The organism is Cohnella ginsengisoli (genome assembly GCF_029525555.1).
Classification (GTDB): Bacteria; Bacillota; Bacilli; order Paenibacillales; family Paenibacillaceae; genus Cohnella; species Cohnella ginsengisoli.
On record NZ_JAPDHZ010000002.1, the window covers coordinates 1,490,063 to 1,506,417 of the forward strand.

General features: G+C 61.1%; 15 protein-coding genes and 3 pseudogenes. 7 read left to right on the forward strand and 11 right to left on the reverse strand.

The window, feature by feature from the left end; all coding sequences use genetic code 11:
* Positions 1-7: 7 nt before the first annotated feature.
* From OMP38_RS07190 to OMP38_RS07205, 4 genes and pseudogenes are all read right to left on the reverse strand, one after another.
* Positions 8-373: pseudogene (locus OMP38_RS07190) on the reverse strand (LacI family DNA-binding transcriptional regulator); the annotation flags it as partial.
* Positions 374-529: 156 nt separating this feature from the next.
* Complete coding sequence (locus OMP38_RS07195) at positions 530-2,128, reverse strand: right-handed parallel beta-helix repeat-containing protein (RefSeq protein WP_277564472.1); 1,599 nt, start codon at positions 2,126-2,128, stop codon at positions 530-532.
* Positions 2,129-2,543: 415 nt separating this feature from the next.
* Positions 2,544-2,825, reverse strand: a complete 282-nt coding sequence (locus tag OMP38_RS07200; RefSeq protein WP_277564473.1) for a hypothetical protein — start codon at positions 2,823-2,825, stop codon at positions 2,544-2,546.
* Entirely contained in the window at positions 2,825-4,018 is a 1,194-nt protein-coding gene (locus OMP38_RS07205; RefSeq protein WP_277564474.1) for an NAD(P)/FAD-dependent oxidoreductase, read from the reverse strand. The genes OMP38_RS07200 and OMP38_RS07205 overlap by 1 nt, the downstream gene beginning before the upstream one ends.
* On the opposite strand from OMP38_RS07205, the gene OMP38_RS07210 reads away from it, so the two are divergent.
* Positions 4,002-4,406: a hypothetical protein gene (locus tag OMP38_RS07210; RefSeq protein WP_277564475.1), complete on the forward strand. Its 405-nt coding sequence runs from the start codon at positions 4,002-4,004 to the stop codon at positions 4,404-4,406. The genes OMP38_RS07205 and OMP38_RS07210 overlap by 17 nt on opposite strands.
* Before the next feature lie 112 nt (positions 4,407-4,518).
* Here the strand turns inward: OMP38_RS07210 and sda are convergent, their stop codons facing one another.
* Both sda and OMP38_RS07220 read right to left on the reverse strand, forming a co-directional pair.
* The gene (sda, locus tag OMP38_RS07215; RefSeq protein ID WP_338130425.1) at positions 4,519-4,665 is read right to left on the reverse strand and encodes a sporulation histidine kinase inhibitor Sda; all 147 of its coding nucleotides are present in this window, start codon (positions 4,663-4,665) and stop codon (positions 4,519-4,521) included.
* A gap of 293 nt (positions 4,666-4,958) precedes the next feature.
* Entirely contained in the window at positions 4,959-5,630 is a 672-nt protein-coding gene (locus OMP38_RS07220) for a YheC/YheD family protein (RefSeq protein WP_277564476.1), read from the reverse strand.
* A gap of 338 nt (positions 5,631-5,968) precedes the next feature.
* Here OMP38_RS07220 and OMP38_RS07225 point away from each other — a divergent pair.
* Positions 5,969-9,338: pseudogene (locus OMP38_RS07225) on the forward strand (DEAD/DEAH box helicase).
* 136 nt (positions 9,339-9,474) lie between these two features.
* Here the strand turns inward: OMP38_RS07225 and OMP38_RS07230 are convergent.
* Positions 9,475-9,837, reverse strand: coding sequence for a HesB/IscA family protein (locus OMP38_RS07230; RefSeq protein ID WP_090110616.1), 363 nt, complete (start codon positions 9,835-9,837; stop codon positions 9,475-9,477).
* Between the two features lie 151 nt (positions 9,838-9,988).
* Between OMP38_RS07230 and OMP38_RS35650 the strand changes: the two genes are divergently transcribed.
* Complete coding sequence (locus OMP38_RS35650; RefSeq protein WP_277564477.1) at positions 9,989-10,588, forward strand: pentapeptide repeat-containing protein; 600 nt, start codon at positions 9,989-9,991, stop codon at positions 10,586-10,588.
* 136 nt (positions 10,589-10,724) lie between these two features.
* On the opposite strand, the gene OMP38_RS07240 is transcribed toward OMP38_RS35650, so the two are convergent.
* Entirely contained in the window at positions 10,725-11,192 is a 468-nt protein-coding gene (locus tag OMP38_RS07240) for a hypothetical protein (RefSeq protein ID WP_277564478.1), read from the reverse strand.
* 270 nt (positions 11,193-11,462) lie between these two features.
* On the opposite strand from OMP38_RS07240, the pseudogene mqnE reads away from it, so the two are divergent.
* Together mqnE and OMP38_RS07250 are read left to right on the forward strand one after the other, a co-directional pair.
* A pseudogene (gene mqnE / locus OMP38_RS07245) lies at positions 11,463-12,567 on the forward strand (aminofutalosine synthase MqnE).
* A gap of 26 nt (positions 12,568-12,593) precedes the next feature.
* Positions 12,594-13,655 (forward strand): NAD(P)/FAD-dependent oxidoreductase, encoded by a 1,062-nt coding sequence (locus tag OMP38_RS07250; RefSeq protein ID WP_277564479.1) that lies wholly within the window; start codon positions 12,594-12,596, stop codon positions 13,653-13,655.
* A 25-nt stretch (positions 13,656-13,680) separates the two neighbouring features.
* Here the strand turns inward: OMP38_RS07250 and OMP38_RS07255 are convergent, their stop codons facing one another.
* A complete protein-coding gene (locus OMP38_RS07255) occupies positions 13,681-13,947 on the reverse strand; it encodes a YuzB family protein (RefSeq protein ID WP_277564480.1) in 267 nt (88 codons plus the stop codon).
* Between the two features lie 82 nt (positions 13,948-14,029).
* On the opposite strand from OMP38_RS07255, the gene OMP38_RS07260 reads away from it, so the two are divergent.
* Entirely contained in the window at positions 14,030-14,278 is a 249-nt protein-coding gene (locus OMP38_RS07260; RefSeq protein WP_090111072.1) for a NifU family protein, read from the forward strand.
* Between the two features lie 71 nt (positions 14,279-14,349).
* On the opposite strand, the gene OMP38_RS07265 is transcribed toward OMP38_RS07260, so the two are convergent.
* Together OMP38_RS07265 and OMP38_RS07270 are read right to left on the reverse strand one after the other, a co-directional pair.
* Positions 14,350-15,132, reverse strand: a complete 783-nt coding sequence (locus tag OMP38_RS07265; RefSeq protein ID WP_277565200.1) for an SDR family oxidoreductase — start codon at positions 15,130-15,132, stop codon at positions 14,350-14,352.
* 2 nt (positions 15,133-15,134) lie between these two features.
* On the reverse strand, positions 15,135-15,947 hold the full coding sequence (locus OMP38_RS07270) for a Cthe_2314 family HEPN domain-containing protein (protein WP_277564481.1): 813 nt from the start codon (positions 15,945-15,947) through the stop codon (positions 15,135-15,137).
* A 157-nt stretch (positions 15,948-16,104) separates the two neighbouring features.
* Between OMP38_RS07270 and OMP38_RS07275 the strand changes: the two genes are divergently transcribed.
* The gene (locus tag OMP38_RS07275; protein WP_277564482.1) at positions 16,105-16,347 is read left to right on the forward strand and encodes a hypothetical protein; all 243 of its coding nucleotides are present in this window, start codon (positions 16,105-16,107) and stop codon (positions 16,345-16,347) included.
* Positions 16,348-16,355: the final 8 nt, after the last annotated feature.

A 16,355-nucleotide genomic window follows, 5' to 3' on the forward strand; every position in this document is an offset into this window, starting at 1 on the left:
AGCCGGCTCACTCGGCGAAGCCGCTGACCGGCAAGCCCTGTACCTCGCGGGCGATCGTGACCGTCGGAAGCGGCTTCTCCGCGAGCTGAGCCAATATATCCGCGCCGCCGCCGGTGCCGATGAGGATGCCGTCGACGCTTTTCTGCTCCAGCAAGCGGATATAAGCCAGCATGCGTTCATCTTGATTGTTGGCGACGTGAGGAATGAGCAATCCAAGCGTACACGTCTTCTTGCCCGTCAGCGCCGACGCGATGACGCTCGGATGGTAGTTCAGCCGCTCCATTACCTTCAAAATTTCTTCGCGTTTCTTTTGGCCGATCTTGCCCTTGCCGTTGATGGCATTGGAGACGGAGGCGATCGATACGCCCGCCTCTCTGGCGACATCTTATATCGTAGTTGGTTTCAAAGACGCAGCCCCGCTTCGATCGAATCCGAAAAGTACGCGCAGGCGCACTCTTAGGGCTATTATCCGATGACGGAGCCGCCATTGCAAACGGTAATGGCCGGCAGCGGGCAGCGTCCATCTCTACTACGCTTCCGCAACGAAAAACCGATTGGCCCGAACGTCCGTGCCCGCGCAGGCAGTCAACCGAATCGTCTCTTCGATCGCGCCGAAGCCGTTCGGCACGGCCGCCGCCCGAATCTCGTTTTCCGCGAAAGTCAGGTCTGCCGCGCCATTCGCCTTCAGCGCGACGGCGTCCTTTGTCTCGAAAAGGTTGCGTTCGATGCGAATATGACGATGTACCGGCCGCGACGCGTCCGGCTCGTCGACCGCCGGCGCGATGGCGATAACCGGGAATCCGGCGTCGCCGCATTCGACGAACCGATTGTCCCGAATCGTCAGATCGTGCACCGGGCCAGATTCGTACCAGGACGAGGCATCCCCTTCGATCAGGATGGCGTTCATCCGCATCCGCTCGAACGTATTGCCCTCGATCGCCGCCTTGCGGCGCGTCGAGATCAGAATGCCGCGCGTCGGAATACGCGCGAAGCGGTTGCCGGCAATGCGCACTTCCGGCGTCCAGGTCACGTTCTCGACGACGTCCCCCGGTTCGATGTCCTCCGCAGCAGGCGCAAGTGCCTCCAATGTTAGCCGGAGCGAACGGTCGTCGATCCGTTCTACCGATCGCACCTTGCCCGTTCCAAACGCCGCCAACGAGCGGCGCCTCGCGAATTCGATCTCGTCGCCGGGCCGGAAAGCCTCGAAGCCGTAGCTTTGCGGATGCATGAAACGCACCTCGACCGCGTCCGGCGCCGGCCTGCCCACGATTTGCAAATACGTGCCGTGGATATTGATCGCGTCGTCGTGGGCGCCGGCGAACCGGGAGTCCGCGATCTCGATCCGGCCTTTGCAGCCCATGAGATGGATGCAGTCCGCGAAGGCCGCGACGGTTCTGCCCGTCTCCGGACGCGGCGCCAGTTCCATCCGCGCAAAGGTCAAGTTCTCGCTGTACTGTCCCACGATGCCGAGCCCGTGCATGAAGTGCATCCCTACGCCGTCCATAATGACGTCGCGGCTGTCCAGCAGGAAGGCGCCGACCTGGTCGCGGATGCCGTCGCGGCACTGCAGCACATAGCCGGGTTTCATCCCCTCCAGCACCTTCGACCCGGACGCTGCCGCGTCGTAGCGCAGCCGAACTTGACGCGGCCCGATCGTCTCCGCCGTCGACGCCGCCTCGATCGGATTGTCGATGCGCCAGGTCGCATCGGACGCAGGATCGCATACCTGCACCGGCCCCTCGCTGAAGCGCCAGCTCTCTCCGATCCATATCAACTTGCCGTCTTCTACGATGCAGCGGGAATCCCGATGAACCTCGAGCTCGATCCAGTCGCCGCCGACGCCGGTCACCATCGCCTCCGTCACCGTCGGCTCCGCGTAATCCAGATGCACATGACGGATCGCGATTCGTTCGCAGCCGTCGAGCGCGAGCATCGTCTGCTTGCCGTGGAAGACGAACAGCGCTCCCTGCCCGTCCAGCGTCAGATCGCGCACGCCTTTCATATAGATGCCGATCGTCTTCGTCGTATCCGGGTTCTCCGTCTCGCTGGCCGTATTCGTGATGAAATAAGGCACGCGGGCGGCATCCCCGGCGTAAAAATCGTACCGTCCCGGCCCGCATGTCAGCACCGCAGGTCCCCCCTGCGCCTGCTGCCGCCGAGATCGCCCGCCGCATCGCGACCGCCGTATCCTCGCCGGAGTCCGGCCGCGCGCCGAAGTCCTCAAGACGCCACACCGTCGGTTCCGCGCTGGATTGTGTTTCCTTTTCGCGCATGTTTCTCCCCCCTTGATCCCGCTCTTTCCACGCAATTAATAAATTGACCGGCCGGCTAACCGCCTGGCATACCGCCTGGCGTTCGTCACCAGCAGGCGCTGCGTCAGACGCTCGAGCTCGTCCGGCATATCGTTGAACGCCGAGTTCATGACTGCAAGTACGGCCTATTATCAGGCTGCGGACTCCTCTCGTCAAGCCGCGGCAAACGCAAAGACAGGCCGGCTCCGCTTGAATCGGATACCGGCCTGCCTATATCGGCGCCTCTCGCGCCTAGTCGTCTTCGTCGTCCTCGGCCGCGCGCATTTGCGCTTCCCACTCCGCGCGCCGGCGTTCTTCCAGGTATTCCTGCGACATGCGGTCGCGCTCGCGTCCCTTTTCCTTGAGCCGCTCGATGCCCGGCTGGATGAGCAGGTCCACCTCGGCTTGCACGACCGCGGACAGGTCGTACCGCTGCTGCGACTCGAGATAGCCGCCCACTTCCATCAGCGCGTTGTAGCGGCCCAGCTCGTCCCGCGTCAGCAGCCCGCGCACCTGCACGCTGCAGTGGCGCATTAGAGGAACTTGCCCTTGCGGAGCACGAGCGGGATACCGCCGATGATGAACAGGTAGCGAAGGTCGATCGCCTTCTTCAGCCAAGCGGCGACGCGCCCTTTATACTTTTTGCCGAACGCCATCCCGATCGCCTCGCCCTTGCCGAGCGACGCCACCGTGCCTTTGTTGCTGAACACGAAGGGACGCAGCGACTGATTGCGGATCGAGGCGACGAGATTGTGCGCGCAGTTGACGCCCTGCTGCATCGCGATCTGGGCCGTCGGCGGGTAAGGACGCCCCTCCGGATTGAACATCAGCGAGTTGTCGCCGAGCACGTAGATATTCTCGTGGCCCGGCGCGCGCAGATACTCGTCGACCTTGACGCGTCCGCGCATCGTCTCGAAGCCGGCTTCCTCGATGAGCCGATTGCCCCGGACGCCGCCCGACCAGACGACCGTCTGCGACTTGATCTCTTCGCCTTCGCCGACGATGACGCCGTCCGCCGTGCACTCCTTGATCGCGGTGCCGATGCGGAAGGTGACGCCCTTCTTGCGCAGCACCTCCATCGCGTACTCGACCAGCTCCGGATCGAAGCCCGGCAGCGCGGTCGGCGCGGCCTCGACGTTGATGATCTTGACGAGCGAGCGGTCCACGTCGAACTGCTTGCACAGGTCCGGCACGCGGTCGGCCAGCTCGCCGATGAACTCGATGCCGGTGAAGCCCGCGCCGCCCACGACGAACGTCAAATAGTCCGTGCGATGCGGTTCGCGCTTGTAGCGGGCGAATTGATATTCGATATGCTCGCGGATGAGCCGGACCGAGTTGATGCTGCGGATCGTGAACGCATTCTCCGCCATGCCCGGGATGCCGAAGGTCTCGGACTCGCCGCCCAGCGCGATGATCAGGTAGTCGTAGGACAGCGTGCCGTCCTCCAGGATGACCTTGCGGTCCTGCGGACGAATCTGCACGACGGTCGACTTGACGAAGTCGATCTTGAACTCGTCGATGAGCTTGGAGATGCTCACGCGCGCGTTGTCCGGATGATCCGTGCCCGCCGCAGGCATATGGAGGTGCGTCGTAATATAGTGATAATCGTGCTTATTGACGAGCGTCACGTCAGCTTCATTATAATTAAGCTCTTTTTGGAGACGCAGCGACGTCAGGACGCCGCCGTACCCCGCGCCTAGGATGACGATTTTGGGTATACTGCTCATGGGATCCCATCCAATCCAGTTTGGTGTTCAACATGTGAAAAATTCCACAATGAAGATAGGCATATTTGTCTCTTTGCCTCAAAAGAATCATATCGGCTTTACCCTTCTATTTCAAGGTTCATTGTTACAAAATCGTTTGGACTTCTCCACAAATTTACCCTGTTCCGGCTGGCTTTATCCTGCGCGCAACCCGCATGCGGCTGCGGCATATTCGCCGGGGCGCCGGACTTATAATTGTTGTAAGTCGATGAAGAGCCGCGCCGTCGGCACGCGCGCGGCGACCGCCGTCCCCGGTCTCTTCGCCGCAGGCGAAAAACGAGACGCAAAAGGTCATGCTCATGCTCGCCGCAAGTCGGATTCGGAACAGCGCCGTCTGCGATCGATTTGAAGTTCTAAACGCATCGAACGGCGCATTTATAATAAAGAAGGCATCCCGGCCTTCGGCCGAAACGGCCGAAAAAGCGAGGATGCCTTCATCCATATGATCGGGACGCGCGCGACTACTTCGCAAGCCGCTCTTCCTTAACGGGCAGTTGTCTGCGCCGGATCTCGGCGTGCAGCAGATGAACGAATTCCCTTTCCAGCTTCAAGCGGACGGCATGTTGGTAAGCTTCCAAGAGCAGCTCATCCGACAACAACGGCAACATGGCCTACACCCTTTCTTAAGCAGGCTATTCTGACGAGGATCCCGCTCAGCGGGCTCTTCGTGATGCATCATAGCATGCTCCTCGACCGACGGACAAGCGCATGTCTATCCACACCAACCTGTGTACAAGATGTGATTAAATTGTTGAAAAAAGCCGTTTTCCGCGTTTGCTCGGAATGGATAGTGTGGATGGATTTATCCACAGGCAAAATACTGTTTTTTCCATAAAAATAATTCATAGCGAAATTTGCGTTGATAGCTGCCAATAATAGAAATATCCGCTTCTTTCCGTCGTCACTGCGGACGCGTGTTGACCTCAAGCATCCAGATCCGTCCGCCGCGGTCGATCCCGTAGTCGTAGCCAAGCTGCCCGATACCCGGAAAGCGGCTCTCCAGCAGCGCCGTAGACATGCGCGTCAAATGGCGCATTTGGCTTTTCTTGACGCCGACGAGACGCCCCGACAGCGACTTCGCGATTCCTTGGCCCGCCGTGACCCGAGTGCCTCCCCGGCAGAGGTTGGTGACGAACAGCCCTCTGCGCGCCACGCGTCCGACCATCGCCCTGATTTGCCAGCCGGCCCCCGTCTTCACGTGCTTGACCCGGTAATCGATGGGCCTTCCGTCGACCGTGGCCAACCGGATGCCGCGCTGAATTAGATAGGCGCGCCTGCCTTTGTGTCTGCCGATATGCCCGCATAGCCCCGCGAACGTGCCAAAATAACGGACGTGGCTTTTCGCGTGAAGCTGATATCCCCTACCGACCCGCGTAGCCTTGATGAGGCCGTTGCCTCCGGCGCCGCGGACAGGCTTCAGGACGACCATGCCGTACCGGTTCAGCATCGTCTTCAAATTCCCCGTGCTGTACCTTCGCGTAGGCGGGATGTGACGCGCCACATAGCCGTTCGTCATAAGCGCAGTCGTTTTGAGCCACTTGCTCGCCAGCATGCGTCCGTTCTGCCGTTGCATGCGCCAGCCCTCCTTTTATGCGGTATATAACCAGCATACTCGGACATCCGCGCAGCTTCTTGGATGAATGGACGTGGCAACCCGCCCTTTTGTCGGCTGGCGAAGGATGGCGCCCAACCTGCCCTTTTACCCACAATCGACTGTGCATAAAACACCCCGATTCTGTGGACAAACCCACGAATCTCAACGGCAGCGCTGGGGACAAGCGGGACAACTTTATTCACAGCCTTCGAGCGCCGCCCCTCGCTGCCCCCTTCGGCTTCGCATCTGGTATCATAGGTAGATACAGATTGGATTTGCCTGCCGCCAGGCAGCGAAGAGAAGAGGAGTCCAGACCGATGAGCGCATCCATCACGCGCCAAACCGTCCGTTCGCTCTGCGGGCGCATCGCCTACGAGAGCGGACTGGCCTATGCCCGCGCCGGCAAAGTATCCTTCGCCGCGTACGACGACGAAGCCGGCGTCTACGAGGCTGTCGTCCAGGGAAGCGGAAGATCCGTCTACGAGACGAAGCTCCGGATCTCGCGGGCGGGAGACGTAGCCGCCTCCTGCACCTGCCCATCCCTGGCTTCCTACGATAAATATTGCAACCATATCGCCGCCGCGCTGCTGCGGATCATCGAACACCGGCTGTCGGGCAGCGTCCCCGGATCCGCGGCGGGCGAGAGAGCCGGTCGCGCGGACGCGGACGGAGCCGTCCAGGACGACGGACTCGCCGCGAAAATGATCGGCTTGTTCGCGACGCCCAAGCCCGCCGCGCGAAGCGGCGCCCGCAAACGGTTCGAGACGCGAGATCAGCTGACGGTCGCCTTCGTCTGCGTTCCGCTCGACGACGGCCGCGAACACGCGCTCGGCGTCGAAGCGCGCATCGGCCCCGATTCGGGGCGGATGCATGCGGTCAAGCAGATCGGAGGCTGGCTCGACAGCGTCGAGCGCGGCGAATCCCATCCGATCGCCAAGGCGTTCGTGTACGATCCGGAGCTTCATTGCTTTTCGGAGACCGACGACGAGATCATTCAGACGCTCGCCCGCATGAACCGCGGCGACGTGGCTTTCGTCCGGTCGCCGTCGGGCTTAAGCGGCGCGCGCAATCAACGCGCGCTTCGAATCCCGCCGGAGGACTGGGCGTCGCTGTACGCGCTGCTCTGCCGCGCCTCGGACGTTTCTCTTCAAGCTGGAGAGCGCTTGCTGCCGGGTTTGCCTTCGGCAGAGGGCCCGCTGCCCGTGCGCTATGAGATCGACTATGATCCGGACGACGCGGACGGCGGATGCCTTTTGAACGTCCGGGGCTTGGACTCGGTCACCGTGCTGGAGGCATACGGGCTCGTCCTGACGGAGGATGGGCTCGTCAAGCTGCCTCGCGCCAGCTGCACGCAGTTGGCGCAGCTGCAGCGCATGCTGCCGCCGGCGCCGGCCGCGACAGAGCGGGCGACCGATCGAGCGACTGAGCGGTCGACAGCGCGGGAGGGCGCGCCGATCGTGAACGACGCGAAGCAGGTTCGCATTCCGCGCGCGCAAGCGGACGGCTTCATAGAACGCGTCGTGCCCGGGCTTATGCGGCTCGGCAGCGTGAAGATCGCCGAAGCCGTGTCGGACAAGATCGTGCGCGAGCCGCTCAAGGCCAAGCTGTACCTGGATCGCGTGCGCGACCGGCTGCTCGCCGGTTTGGAGTTTCACTACGGCTCCGTCGTCATCAATCCGCTGGAGGCTGCCGGCGCCAAGCGTTCGGACGACGGTCCGATTCTCGTTCGGGACGGCGAGCGCGAGCGGCGCATCCTCGAGCTTATGGACGGCAGCGCCTTCGTCCGCACCGAAGCCGGCTACGTGATGGGCGGCGACGAGGAAGGCGAATTCGAATTTTTGTACCGGGTGCTTCCGCTGCTCGAACCGCTGCTCGGCGTTTACGCCACGGCGGCCGTCCGTATCCGCCTTCTGCCCGATCCGGTCATCGTCAAGGTATCGGCCGACACGGACGAGCGAACCGACTGGCTCGAATTCAAATTCGACATCTCTGGCATTCCGGAGGCCGAGATCAAGTCGCTCCTGCAGGCGCTCGTAGAGAAACGCGCTTATTACCGCATGACCGGCGGGGCTCTGGTGCCGCTGGACGGCCAGGACTTCGCGGAGGTCAACCGCCTGCTCGACGCGACCGGCATGCTCCCGTCAGAGCTTAAGGACGGCAAGCTGCGCCTGCCGCTCGTCCGCGGCCTCCATCTGCTCGAGCCGGAAGGCGGTACGGCCGTCAAACACGGGCGCGTGCTCCGGGGGCTGCTCGACGACCTGCGCCATCCGGATCAAGCCGCGTTCGCTTCCGCCCCGGCCGCGCTCGCCGGCACGCTGCGCGATTACCAATTGTATGGCTATCAATGGATGCGGACGCTCGCCCACTATCGCTTCGGCGGCATTCTGGCGGACGACATGGGCCTCGGCAAGACGATACAGAGCATCGCCTTCGTCGCCTCGATGCTGCCGGTCATGCGCGAGCGCGGCCAGCCGGCGCTTATCGTCTGCCCCGCCTCGCTCATGTACAACTGGCAGAGCGAGCTTCGCAAGTTCGCGCCGGACATCCGGTGCCGCATCGCCGACGGCGCGAAAAGCGAGCGAGCGGAAGCGCTGGCGAACCCGTCCCGCTTCGACGCGGTCATCGTCTCCTATCCGCTGCTGCGCAAGGATATTCAGCTGTATGCGGGGATGACGTTCCACACGCTCATCCTCGACGAGGCGCAAGCGGTCAAGAACGAGACGACGCAGACGGCCCAAGCCGTCAAGCGGATCGTTGCGGAACAGCGCTTCGCGCTGACGGGCACCCCGATCGAAAATGCATTGGACGAGCTTCGGTCCATCGCCGGCGCGGTATTCCCGGGCTTGTTCCCCGGCCGGCGCGCGTTCTCCGAACTGTCCCGCGAGGAGATATCAGACCGCATTCGTCCGTTCGTATTGCGGCGTCTCAAATCGGACGTGCTGCGCGAGCTGCCCGACAAGATCGAGTCGGTCATCGCCTCCGAGCTGCTGCCGGCGCAGAAAAAGCTGTACGCGGCCTATCTGGCCAAGCTGCGAACCGAGACGCTGAAGCATCTGGACAAGGATACGCTGGACCGCAATCGGATCCGAATCCTGGCGGGCATCACGCGGCTGCGACAGCTCTGCTGCCATCCGGCGCTGTTCGTCGAAGATTACGCCGGCGGTTCCGCCAAGCTCGACCAGCTGCTCGAGCTGCTGGACGATTGCCGCAGCGCGGGCAGGCGCGCGCTCGTCTTTTCGCAGTTCACGTCGATGCTGGCGATGATCCGGCGGGAGCTCGGCGCGCGCGGCATGACCCATTTCTACCTGGACGGCGACACGCCTGCCGCGGAGCGGGTGGAGCTGTGCGACAGGTTCAACGCGGGGGGAGCGCGAGCTGTTCCTCGCATCATTAAAAGCGGGAGGTACGGGGCTTAACTTAACCGGTGCCGATACGGTCATCCTGTACGACCTCTGGTGGAATCCCGCGGTGGAGCAACAGGCTGCGGACCGCGTGCATCGGATCGGGCAACAGCGCGCCGTGCAGGTCATCCGGCTCGTGGCCCAGGGGACCGTGGAGGACAAGATGGCCGAGCTGCAGCAGCGCAAGCGTCACCTCATCGACGAGGTCATCCGTCCGGGCACGGAGGCGTTGTCCTCGCTCAGCGAGCAAGATATAAGAGAGCTGCTGTCGATCGGAACGAACTAGGGCGATCTGCGCGTAAACAACGGCTGCTGTGTCCGACCGCTATCGGAGTTGGCGCTCTTCGCACGAGAACGACAAAAAAACCTCTCGAACAACGCAATAATTGCGCATGTCCGGGAGGTTTTTGTTCAAGACCTTATTAGCACTCGCCAGCCGCAGCAGGCTTGCCTGCGTCGGTCGCGGTGCGGAAGCTCGAGCCGCAGCCGCAAGTAGCCGTCGCGTTCGGGTTAAAGATCGTGAAGCCGCCGCCGAGTCCCGACTCTTTCCAGTCGATCTCAAGGCCGTTCAGGTACTTCGCGCTGTCCTGGTCGACGACGACCTTCAGGTCGCGGATATCGAGCACGCGGTCGTCCTCGTGCTGTTCGTCGTCGAAGCCCATTCCGTATGAGAAGCCCGTGCAGCCGCCTTCCTGTACGCCTACGCGCAGGAACAAGCCTTCATTTTCCTCCGCTGCGAGCATTTCCTGTATCTTCTGACCGGCCGCCTCAGTGATCTGAATCATGTACGGTCCCTCCTGACTTATAAAAACGGTAATCGAACTGACTACAGTATACTCCTCTCCGCCGGTTCTCTCAAGAGGACCGGACGTCCTCGTGCGTTCGCCGCCTGTGCTATACTTGGCTGGAAGTCCTTAGGAACGGAGCGGATGCCGCATGACCGTGTTCACCGAAGACGAGTATTATGACGAGACCTTTAATGACTTTCAATTGGCAAATGAAGAGCTGTCGTCCGTACGCTTCTACGATTGCACCTTCAGGAACTGCGACTTTAGCGAGGCTGCGTTAAAAGCATGCAAGTTCTCCGGCTGCACCTTCGAGAGCTGCAACATGAACTTCATCAAGGTATTGGACAGCGAGTTCGCGGACGCCTCGTTCGTCAAGTGCAAGGTCGTCGGCGTCAACTGGACCGAAGCCGATTGGCCAAGAACGGCGGGACGGCGCATGCTTAGCTTTGACCAATGCACGATCAGCCACTCCACTTTTATCGGGCTGAAGCTGCCCGGCAGCGCATTCGTCGATTGCATGGCCAAAAACGCCGACTTCAGGGAAGCCGAGCTCGCCGACACGAGCTTTGCCGGTACCGATCTCAGCGAGAGCCTGTTCGGCGATACGACGCTGACCGGCGCGGACTTTTCCCGCGCTACGGGCTACGCGATCAATCCGACGCATAACCGCATCCAGAAGGCCAAGTTCATGCTGCCGGAGGCGACCTCGCTGCTGTATAACATGGACATCCAAATCGTCGAAGACTAAGCGAAGACGTCCAAGAGTTGATGTACAATTATTGTGCATGTGACTGGCTTGTGCGTGTGGAGCGCGGAGTTTCTGAGTGTAGATACACATTTTACGTGCGCGTATCCCGACAACGCATACAAAAAAAACCGGGCGCTCACGCGCCCGGCTCTTCGTCCTTCCACTCGGCCAAAGCGGCCGCCGGCATCTGGATCGCCTTCAGCTCGATCCGGCAGCGGAAGCTGCCCGCCTCGTTGGCCAGAAAATCCGCGAGCCTGCGGAAAACCATCGCAAGCTCCGGCCCGGACGACTCGGTGTCGATGCCGTACCGGAATTGATCCGCCGGCAGCCCTTTGATCCGCCTCTCGTCTCCCGGCTGGACGTCCGCTTCCCGCGTGCGTTTCCACTCCTTGGTCGGCTCGAACTTGTCCGTCCGGCGCACGAGCTGTTCGTATATCTGGTGCTTGCGAAGCCACATATAATATTGAATCGGGTTGTTCAAGCCCCATGCTTGCGTCAGATCTTTGATCGTATAGGTTGCGCGATATTGTTGCAGCGTTGCGATCATGTCGGATTGCTCAAGCTGCTCCAATTGCTGAAGCGGCAGAACATCGGGTTTTGTCATTCCATTTGGCTCCCTTTTATTCGATTGATCTTCTAATACAGTACCATAATTTGTTTATTATTCAAGGTCATTCCCACTTTTCGGATGAAATATACCTGCCCGATTTATATTGCCCTGCACACGGAGGAAGCTTATAATGCTAATAGTGTGTTCATTCAGTATTTTTTTTATTTTCCTTATGTACCTTTTTTCACAAACTTTATCGAAAAGCCGCCACCGCTTCCCCGGCGCAGGCTTATCCCATTCCATCCGGAGGAGGTCATGATACCCATGACACTCGTAACGACGCATCCCGACCGGCGCATGGCGGAGATCGCGGACAAGGTTCGTTCCGGCGCCCGGCTGTCCCTCGAGGACGGCGTGCACCTGTATCGGTCCGAAGACCTGCTCACCATCGGCCAACTGGCCAACGAAGTCAATCTGAAGAAGAACGGCAAAAAAGGTTTATTTTACCGAGACCATGAGCCTCTACTTCACCAACGTATGCGAATCTCACTGCGCCTTCTGCAGCTTCCGCAAGGACCAGGGCGAAGAGGGCGCCTATACGCTGACGCCGGAGGAAATGTTCGCCTACGTCGATCAGCACATCACGCCGACGGCCAGAGAATTCCACATCGTCGGCGGTCATAACCCGCATGTTCCCTTCGAATACTACGTAGAATCGATCCGCTCGCTCAAGGAGCGCTATCCGCAGGTGACGATCAAGGCTTATACGGCCGCGGAGATCGATTTTTACTCCCGCATCTCGGGTCTCTCCTACCGCGAAGTGCTGAAGCGCCTCATGGACGTCGGTCTCGAGTCGCTCACCGGCGGCGGAGCGGAGATCCTGTCGGATCAGTACAGGGACAAGATGCGTGTCGAAAAGGCTGGCATTTCAGAGTATCTTGAAGTCCACCGTACCGCGCACCAGCTCGGCATGCGGACGCCGACGACGATGCTGTACGGCCCCGTCGAATCGGTCGAGGAGCGCGTGCAGCACATGCTGCAGCTGCGCGAGCTGCAGGACGAGACGGGCGGATTCCAGGTCTTCATCCCGCTGTCCATGCAGCCGACGAGCCCGAAGGCGGGCATCCGCCGCCGCAACTCCGCGTTCGACGATCTCAAGGCGATCGCGATCGGCCGGCTGATGCTGGATAACTTCCAGCACGTCAAGGCTTACTTCATTAATATCGGGACGCAGCTCACGCAAGTGGCGCTGACGATGGGCGCCTCCGACGCGCACGGGACGATCGTGAAAGAGCGTATCAGCCATGCAGCCGGCGCGCTCACGCCGGCCGGTATCACGAGGGAAGACCTCGTTTGGCTCATTAAGGGAGCGGGTAGAATCCCCGTAGAACGCGATACGCTTTACAACGAAGTCAAGGTCTACGAATAGAAGGCGTTTTAAAGGAGTCGTTTACTGTGAGCAATATCGTCATTCTGGGCGGCGGCTACGGCGGCCTCACGCTGGTGAACGAGCTAATCGAGGAAAAGCTTCCCTCGGACGTCCGGATCCTGCTGGTCGATCGGATGCCGTTCCAAGGATTGAAGACCGAATATTACGCGCTCGCCGCGGGTACGTCCTCCGACCTGGATATTCGCGTCGAATATCCGAAGCACCCGCAGCTTGAGATCATACACGGCGAAGTGACGGACATCTCGCCCGCGGACCGTCGGGTCTCTTTTACCGAACGCGATCCGCTGACCTACGATTATCTGGTGCTCGCCCTCGGCTGTACGGACAACTATCACGGCATCGACGGCGCCGCCGAATTCGCATGCAGCATCCAGTCGCTGGCAGCTACGCGAAAAACATATCAAATGCTGAACAATACGGCGCCGTACGGTCAAATCTCGATCATCGGCGGCGGCCTTAGCGGCGTCGAAGTGGCCGCCGAGCTGCGCGAGAGCCGTCCCGACCTTAATATCCGCATCGTGGACCGCGGCCCGAGCGTCATGTCCGGCTTCCCGGGCAAGCTCCAATCGTTCGTCGCCGACTGGTTCCGCGAACACAACGTCGAGATGCTGTCCCATATCACGACGACGAGCATCGGCGAGGGCGTCATCCACACGGCGACCGGCGACATCGCGTCCGACGTGACGGTATGGACCGCCGGCATCCAGCCCGTCGAGCTCATTCAGCGGCTTGAATACGCCAAGGACAAGGCCGGCCGTCTTGTCGTGAACGAGTACCACGAGCTTCCGGACGCGCCGAACGTTTTCGTCATCGGCGACTGCTCGAGCCAGCCCTTCTCGCCGAGCGCGCAGCTCGCCCAAGCGCAGGGCAAGCAGGTCGCGCACGTACTGTCGGCGCGGGTGCACGGCAAGGGCATACACCTGACCAAGATCAGGCTGCGCGGTACGCTCGGCTCGCTCGGCAAAAAGTCCGGCTTCGGCATCATGGGCCATACGCCGATCATGGGGCGCGTGCCCCGCATGCTGAAGAGCGGCGTGCTCTGGAAGAGCCGCCGCCACTTCGGCTGATCGTTCGGGAGACCGTGCCGGCCGATCAGAGATCGTCCAGCAGCTTGTCGAGCGCCTTGCGGTGCTCGTCCTGGCTGCCCAGCTCCTTCAGGATCGCGTCGTACAGCGCGTCCGCGGTCTCGGCGACGACCGTCTCGCCGTTCACCATCACGTACGGGGACAGGTAGCATTCGCCGCAGTTGCCCAGGCAGCCGTATTCGATCGTCTCCAGGTCCGGCAGCTTATTCAGCTTGTCGATGAGCCGATCGGTGCCGTGGTGCGCGTTGCTGACGCAAAATTCAACGATATTCATCGCCATTCTCCTTTCTCGGAGACATCCATTTTAATTGCGCGCAATTTGTATTATAATAAGCTGAAGAAGGGAGTGGATGATTGTGAGTGACAACGTTCAAGAAGCAACGAAGTACGACGAGGTGCTCGAAGTACTCGACAAGTTGCGCCCGTTCCTGCAGCGCGACGGCGGCGACGTCGAACTGGTCGACGTAGAGGACGGCATCGTCAAGCTTCGCCTGATGGGCGCTTGCGGCAGCTGCCCGAGCTCCACGATCACGCTGAAGGCCGGTATCGAGCGCGCCCTGCTCGAGGAAGTCGAAGGCATCGAGGAAGTCGTACAAGTATTCTAATATTCCCTTCGCGGGAACGTTCGAAGCCCTGCCCGTCCGGCCTAGCGCCGGCGGCGCGGGGCTTCTTTGTGTCATTCGTCCTTGGCGCGCCGGACGTTGCTCTTGATCGGATCCAGGCCGCCCGAGACGTCGATCGTATTGCCCGTCACGAAGTCGGATTCGGGCAGGCACAGGAAGCCGATGACGCGCGCGACGTCCTCGCCGGTACCAGGCCGGCCGCGCGGGGACTCCTCGTCAAGCACGCCTGCGGCGTCCGCGATGCCCTTCTCCTTAAAGCTGCCGCGGATGTCGCCCGGGCAGATCATGTTCACCGTGATGCCGCTCGCCGCCTCTTCGACGGCAAGCGTCTTGGTGAAAGAGACGAGCCCGACCTTGGCTGCCGCGTATACGGCCCGGTGCGGCCAGGATCTCGCCTCGGCCGCATGCCCGAAGCCGAAGTGGATGATGCGGCCCCAGCCCCGCTCGCGCATGCCCGGCAATACCTGAAGGTCCATATGCATCGTCCCGACCAGGTTGCCGTTCATCAGGAAGTCGATCTCCTCGGCCGTATAATCGGCGAACAGCTTGCGCTTGCGGATGAACGGCCCCGCGCTGTTGACGAGGATGTCGACGCCGCCGAGCCGCTCCTCCACCGTCCGAACCAGCCGCTCCGCGTCCTCCGCCTTGGCGATGTCGGCCTGCACGGCGACCGCGCGCCTGCCGATCGCTTCAATCTCCGCGCAGACGCGCAGCGCCTCGTCACGGCTATTCACATAATTCACGGCCACGTCGCAGCCGAGACCGGCCAGCTCGAGCGCGGTCCGTCTGCCGAGCCCCTTGGCGCTGCCCGTGACGAGCGCCGTCCTGCCTGCCAGCTTCAACGTCTCCACTTTCGATCGCTCCTTAGGCGTGATGCGCCTGTTTCTTCGCCTTTTTTGCACATATGGTTGAACACGAGCGCGAGCGCAAGATAGACGAGCTCCCAGCCCTCGTTCAGGTCGACCATGTTCTCGTCGATATTCTCCAGGTGCGGCTGCTCGCGCTTCACGTTCAGCACCTGCAGCAGATCGTCCTGTAGCTCCGCGTTCATCTGATGGATCTCCATGTTGCGCCTTCTGCGCAGCCGGCCCATCGCCTCGCGCCTCGGCTCGTACAGCGCCTCCAGCTTCTCGGCCAGCTCGGGATGCAGTCCGTTGTGCCGCATGTTGCGAAGCACCGTAAAAAAGGAGAAGTGGTTCTCCATCCGGTTTTCCGTATCGAGTCCCAAGTACTCGTTCATCAGCGTGCCGAGCTTGTCGAGCACCGAGAACAGGCGGATAAACGCATTTTTATCGAAGTAGATATGATTGTAATAGTTCAGCCGGTCCTCCGGCGTCATCTCCTCGAAGGAGGTCACGTTCAGCAGCTTGGCGAACCGCAGCGCCGCGTAGCGGCTCGACTCCAATTCGTCCAGCGAGCGAAGCAGTCCTTCGGTCCAAATCTGGTACTTGCGGATTCGCGCCGCTTCGACCGAGTCCCCTTCTCCTTGCTCCTGCATCAGCAGCGCGAAGCGTTCCATCGCGTCGATCGTATTCCGAACCGGCCCTCCCCAATCGTACGGGGGGTTCGCCGAACAAAGCTCGCAACATAATAGGCCTCCAACCGGCGCGGCATCTATCGAATCGTAAATCGTAATAAGTAATCGCGCCATTCGCCTATTTTCTCATTGTACCGCATCGGGGAATCCCGACTCAACTGGCGCGGAGCAGTTTAAGCGCATGCCGCCGACTCTATCCCGACCAAGCATAGCGGACAATCCCGCGCGAATAAGCTGGATCGTTGCATCGGCAACGGAAGGAGTGACCGGCTTGCTCGATACCGCCCCCGTTCCCCGCACCGCTCAGCCTTATATCATGATCGTCATTCCCGCGTCGCGGATCGGCGCGTTCGTACTTTACGACCTATTGATGAGTACCCTGATCTATGCGGTCGCCAAGCATAAAGGCAGCGGCGAATGGACGGCGATCGGGCTGAGCTCCGCGGTGCCCCTTCTGCTGAGGCGCATGTCCTATTTGCTGGAAGGCGGCAGCCGGTCCCGCAAGCGACGCTGACCGCTCGG

Coding starts and splice junctions, on each gene's coding strand:
- OMP38_RS07255 (WP_277564480.1), bottom strand. CDS start 13,947: ATGAATATCGTTGAATTTTGCGTCAGCAACGCGCACCACGGCACCGAT.
- OMP38_RS07270 (WP_277564481.1), bottom strand. CDS start 15,947: ATGGCGCGATTACTTATTACGATTTACGATTCGATAGATGCCGCGCCG.
- OMP38_RS07200 (WP_277564473.1), bottom strand. CDS start 2,825: ATGCGCCACTGCAGCGTGCAGGTGCGCGGGCTGCTGACGCGGGACGAG.
- OMP38_RS07220 (WP_277564476.1), bottom strand. CDS start 5,630: ATGCAACGGCAGAACGGACGCATGCTGGCGAGCAAGTGGCTCAAAACG.
- OMP38_RS35650 (WP_277564477.1), top strand. CDS start 9,989: ATGACCGTGTTCACCGAAGACGAGTATTATGACGAGACCTTTAATGAC.
- OMP38_RS07240 (WP_277564478.1), bottom strand. CDS start 11,192: ATGACAAAACCCGATGTTCTGCCGCTTCAGCAATTGGAGCAGCTTGAG.
- OMP38_RS07230 (WP_090110616.1), bottom strand. CDS start 9,837: ATGATTCAGATCACTGAGGCGGCCGGTCAGAAGATACAGGAAATGCTC.
- OMP38_RS07205 (WP_277564474.1), bottom strand. CDS start 4,018: ATGAGCAGTATACCCAAAATCGTCATCCTAGGCGCGGGGTACGGCGGC.
- sda (WP_338130425.1), bottom strand. CDS start 4,665: ATGTTGCCGTTGTTGTCGGATGAGCTGCTCTTGGAAGCTTACCAACAT.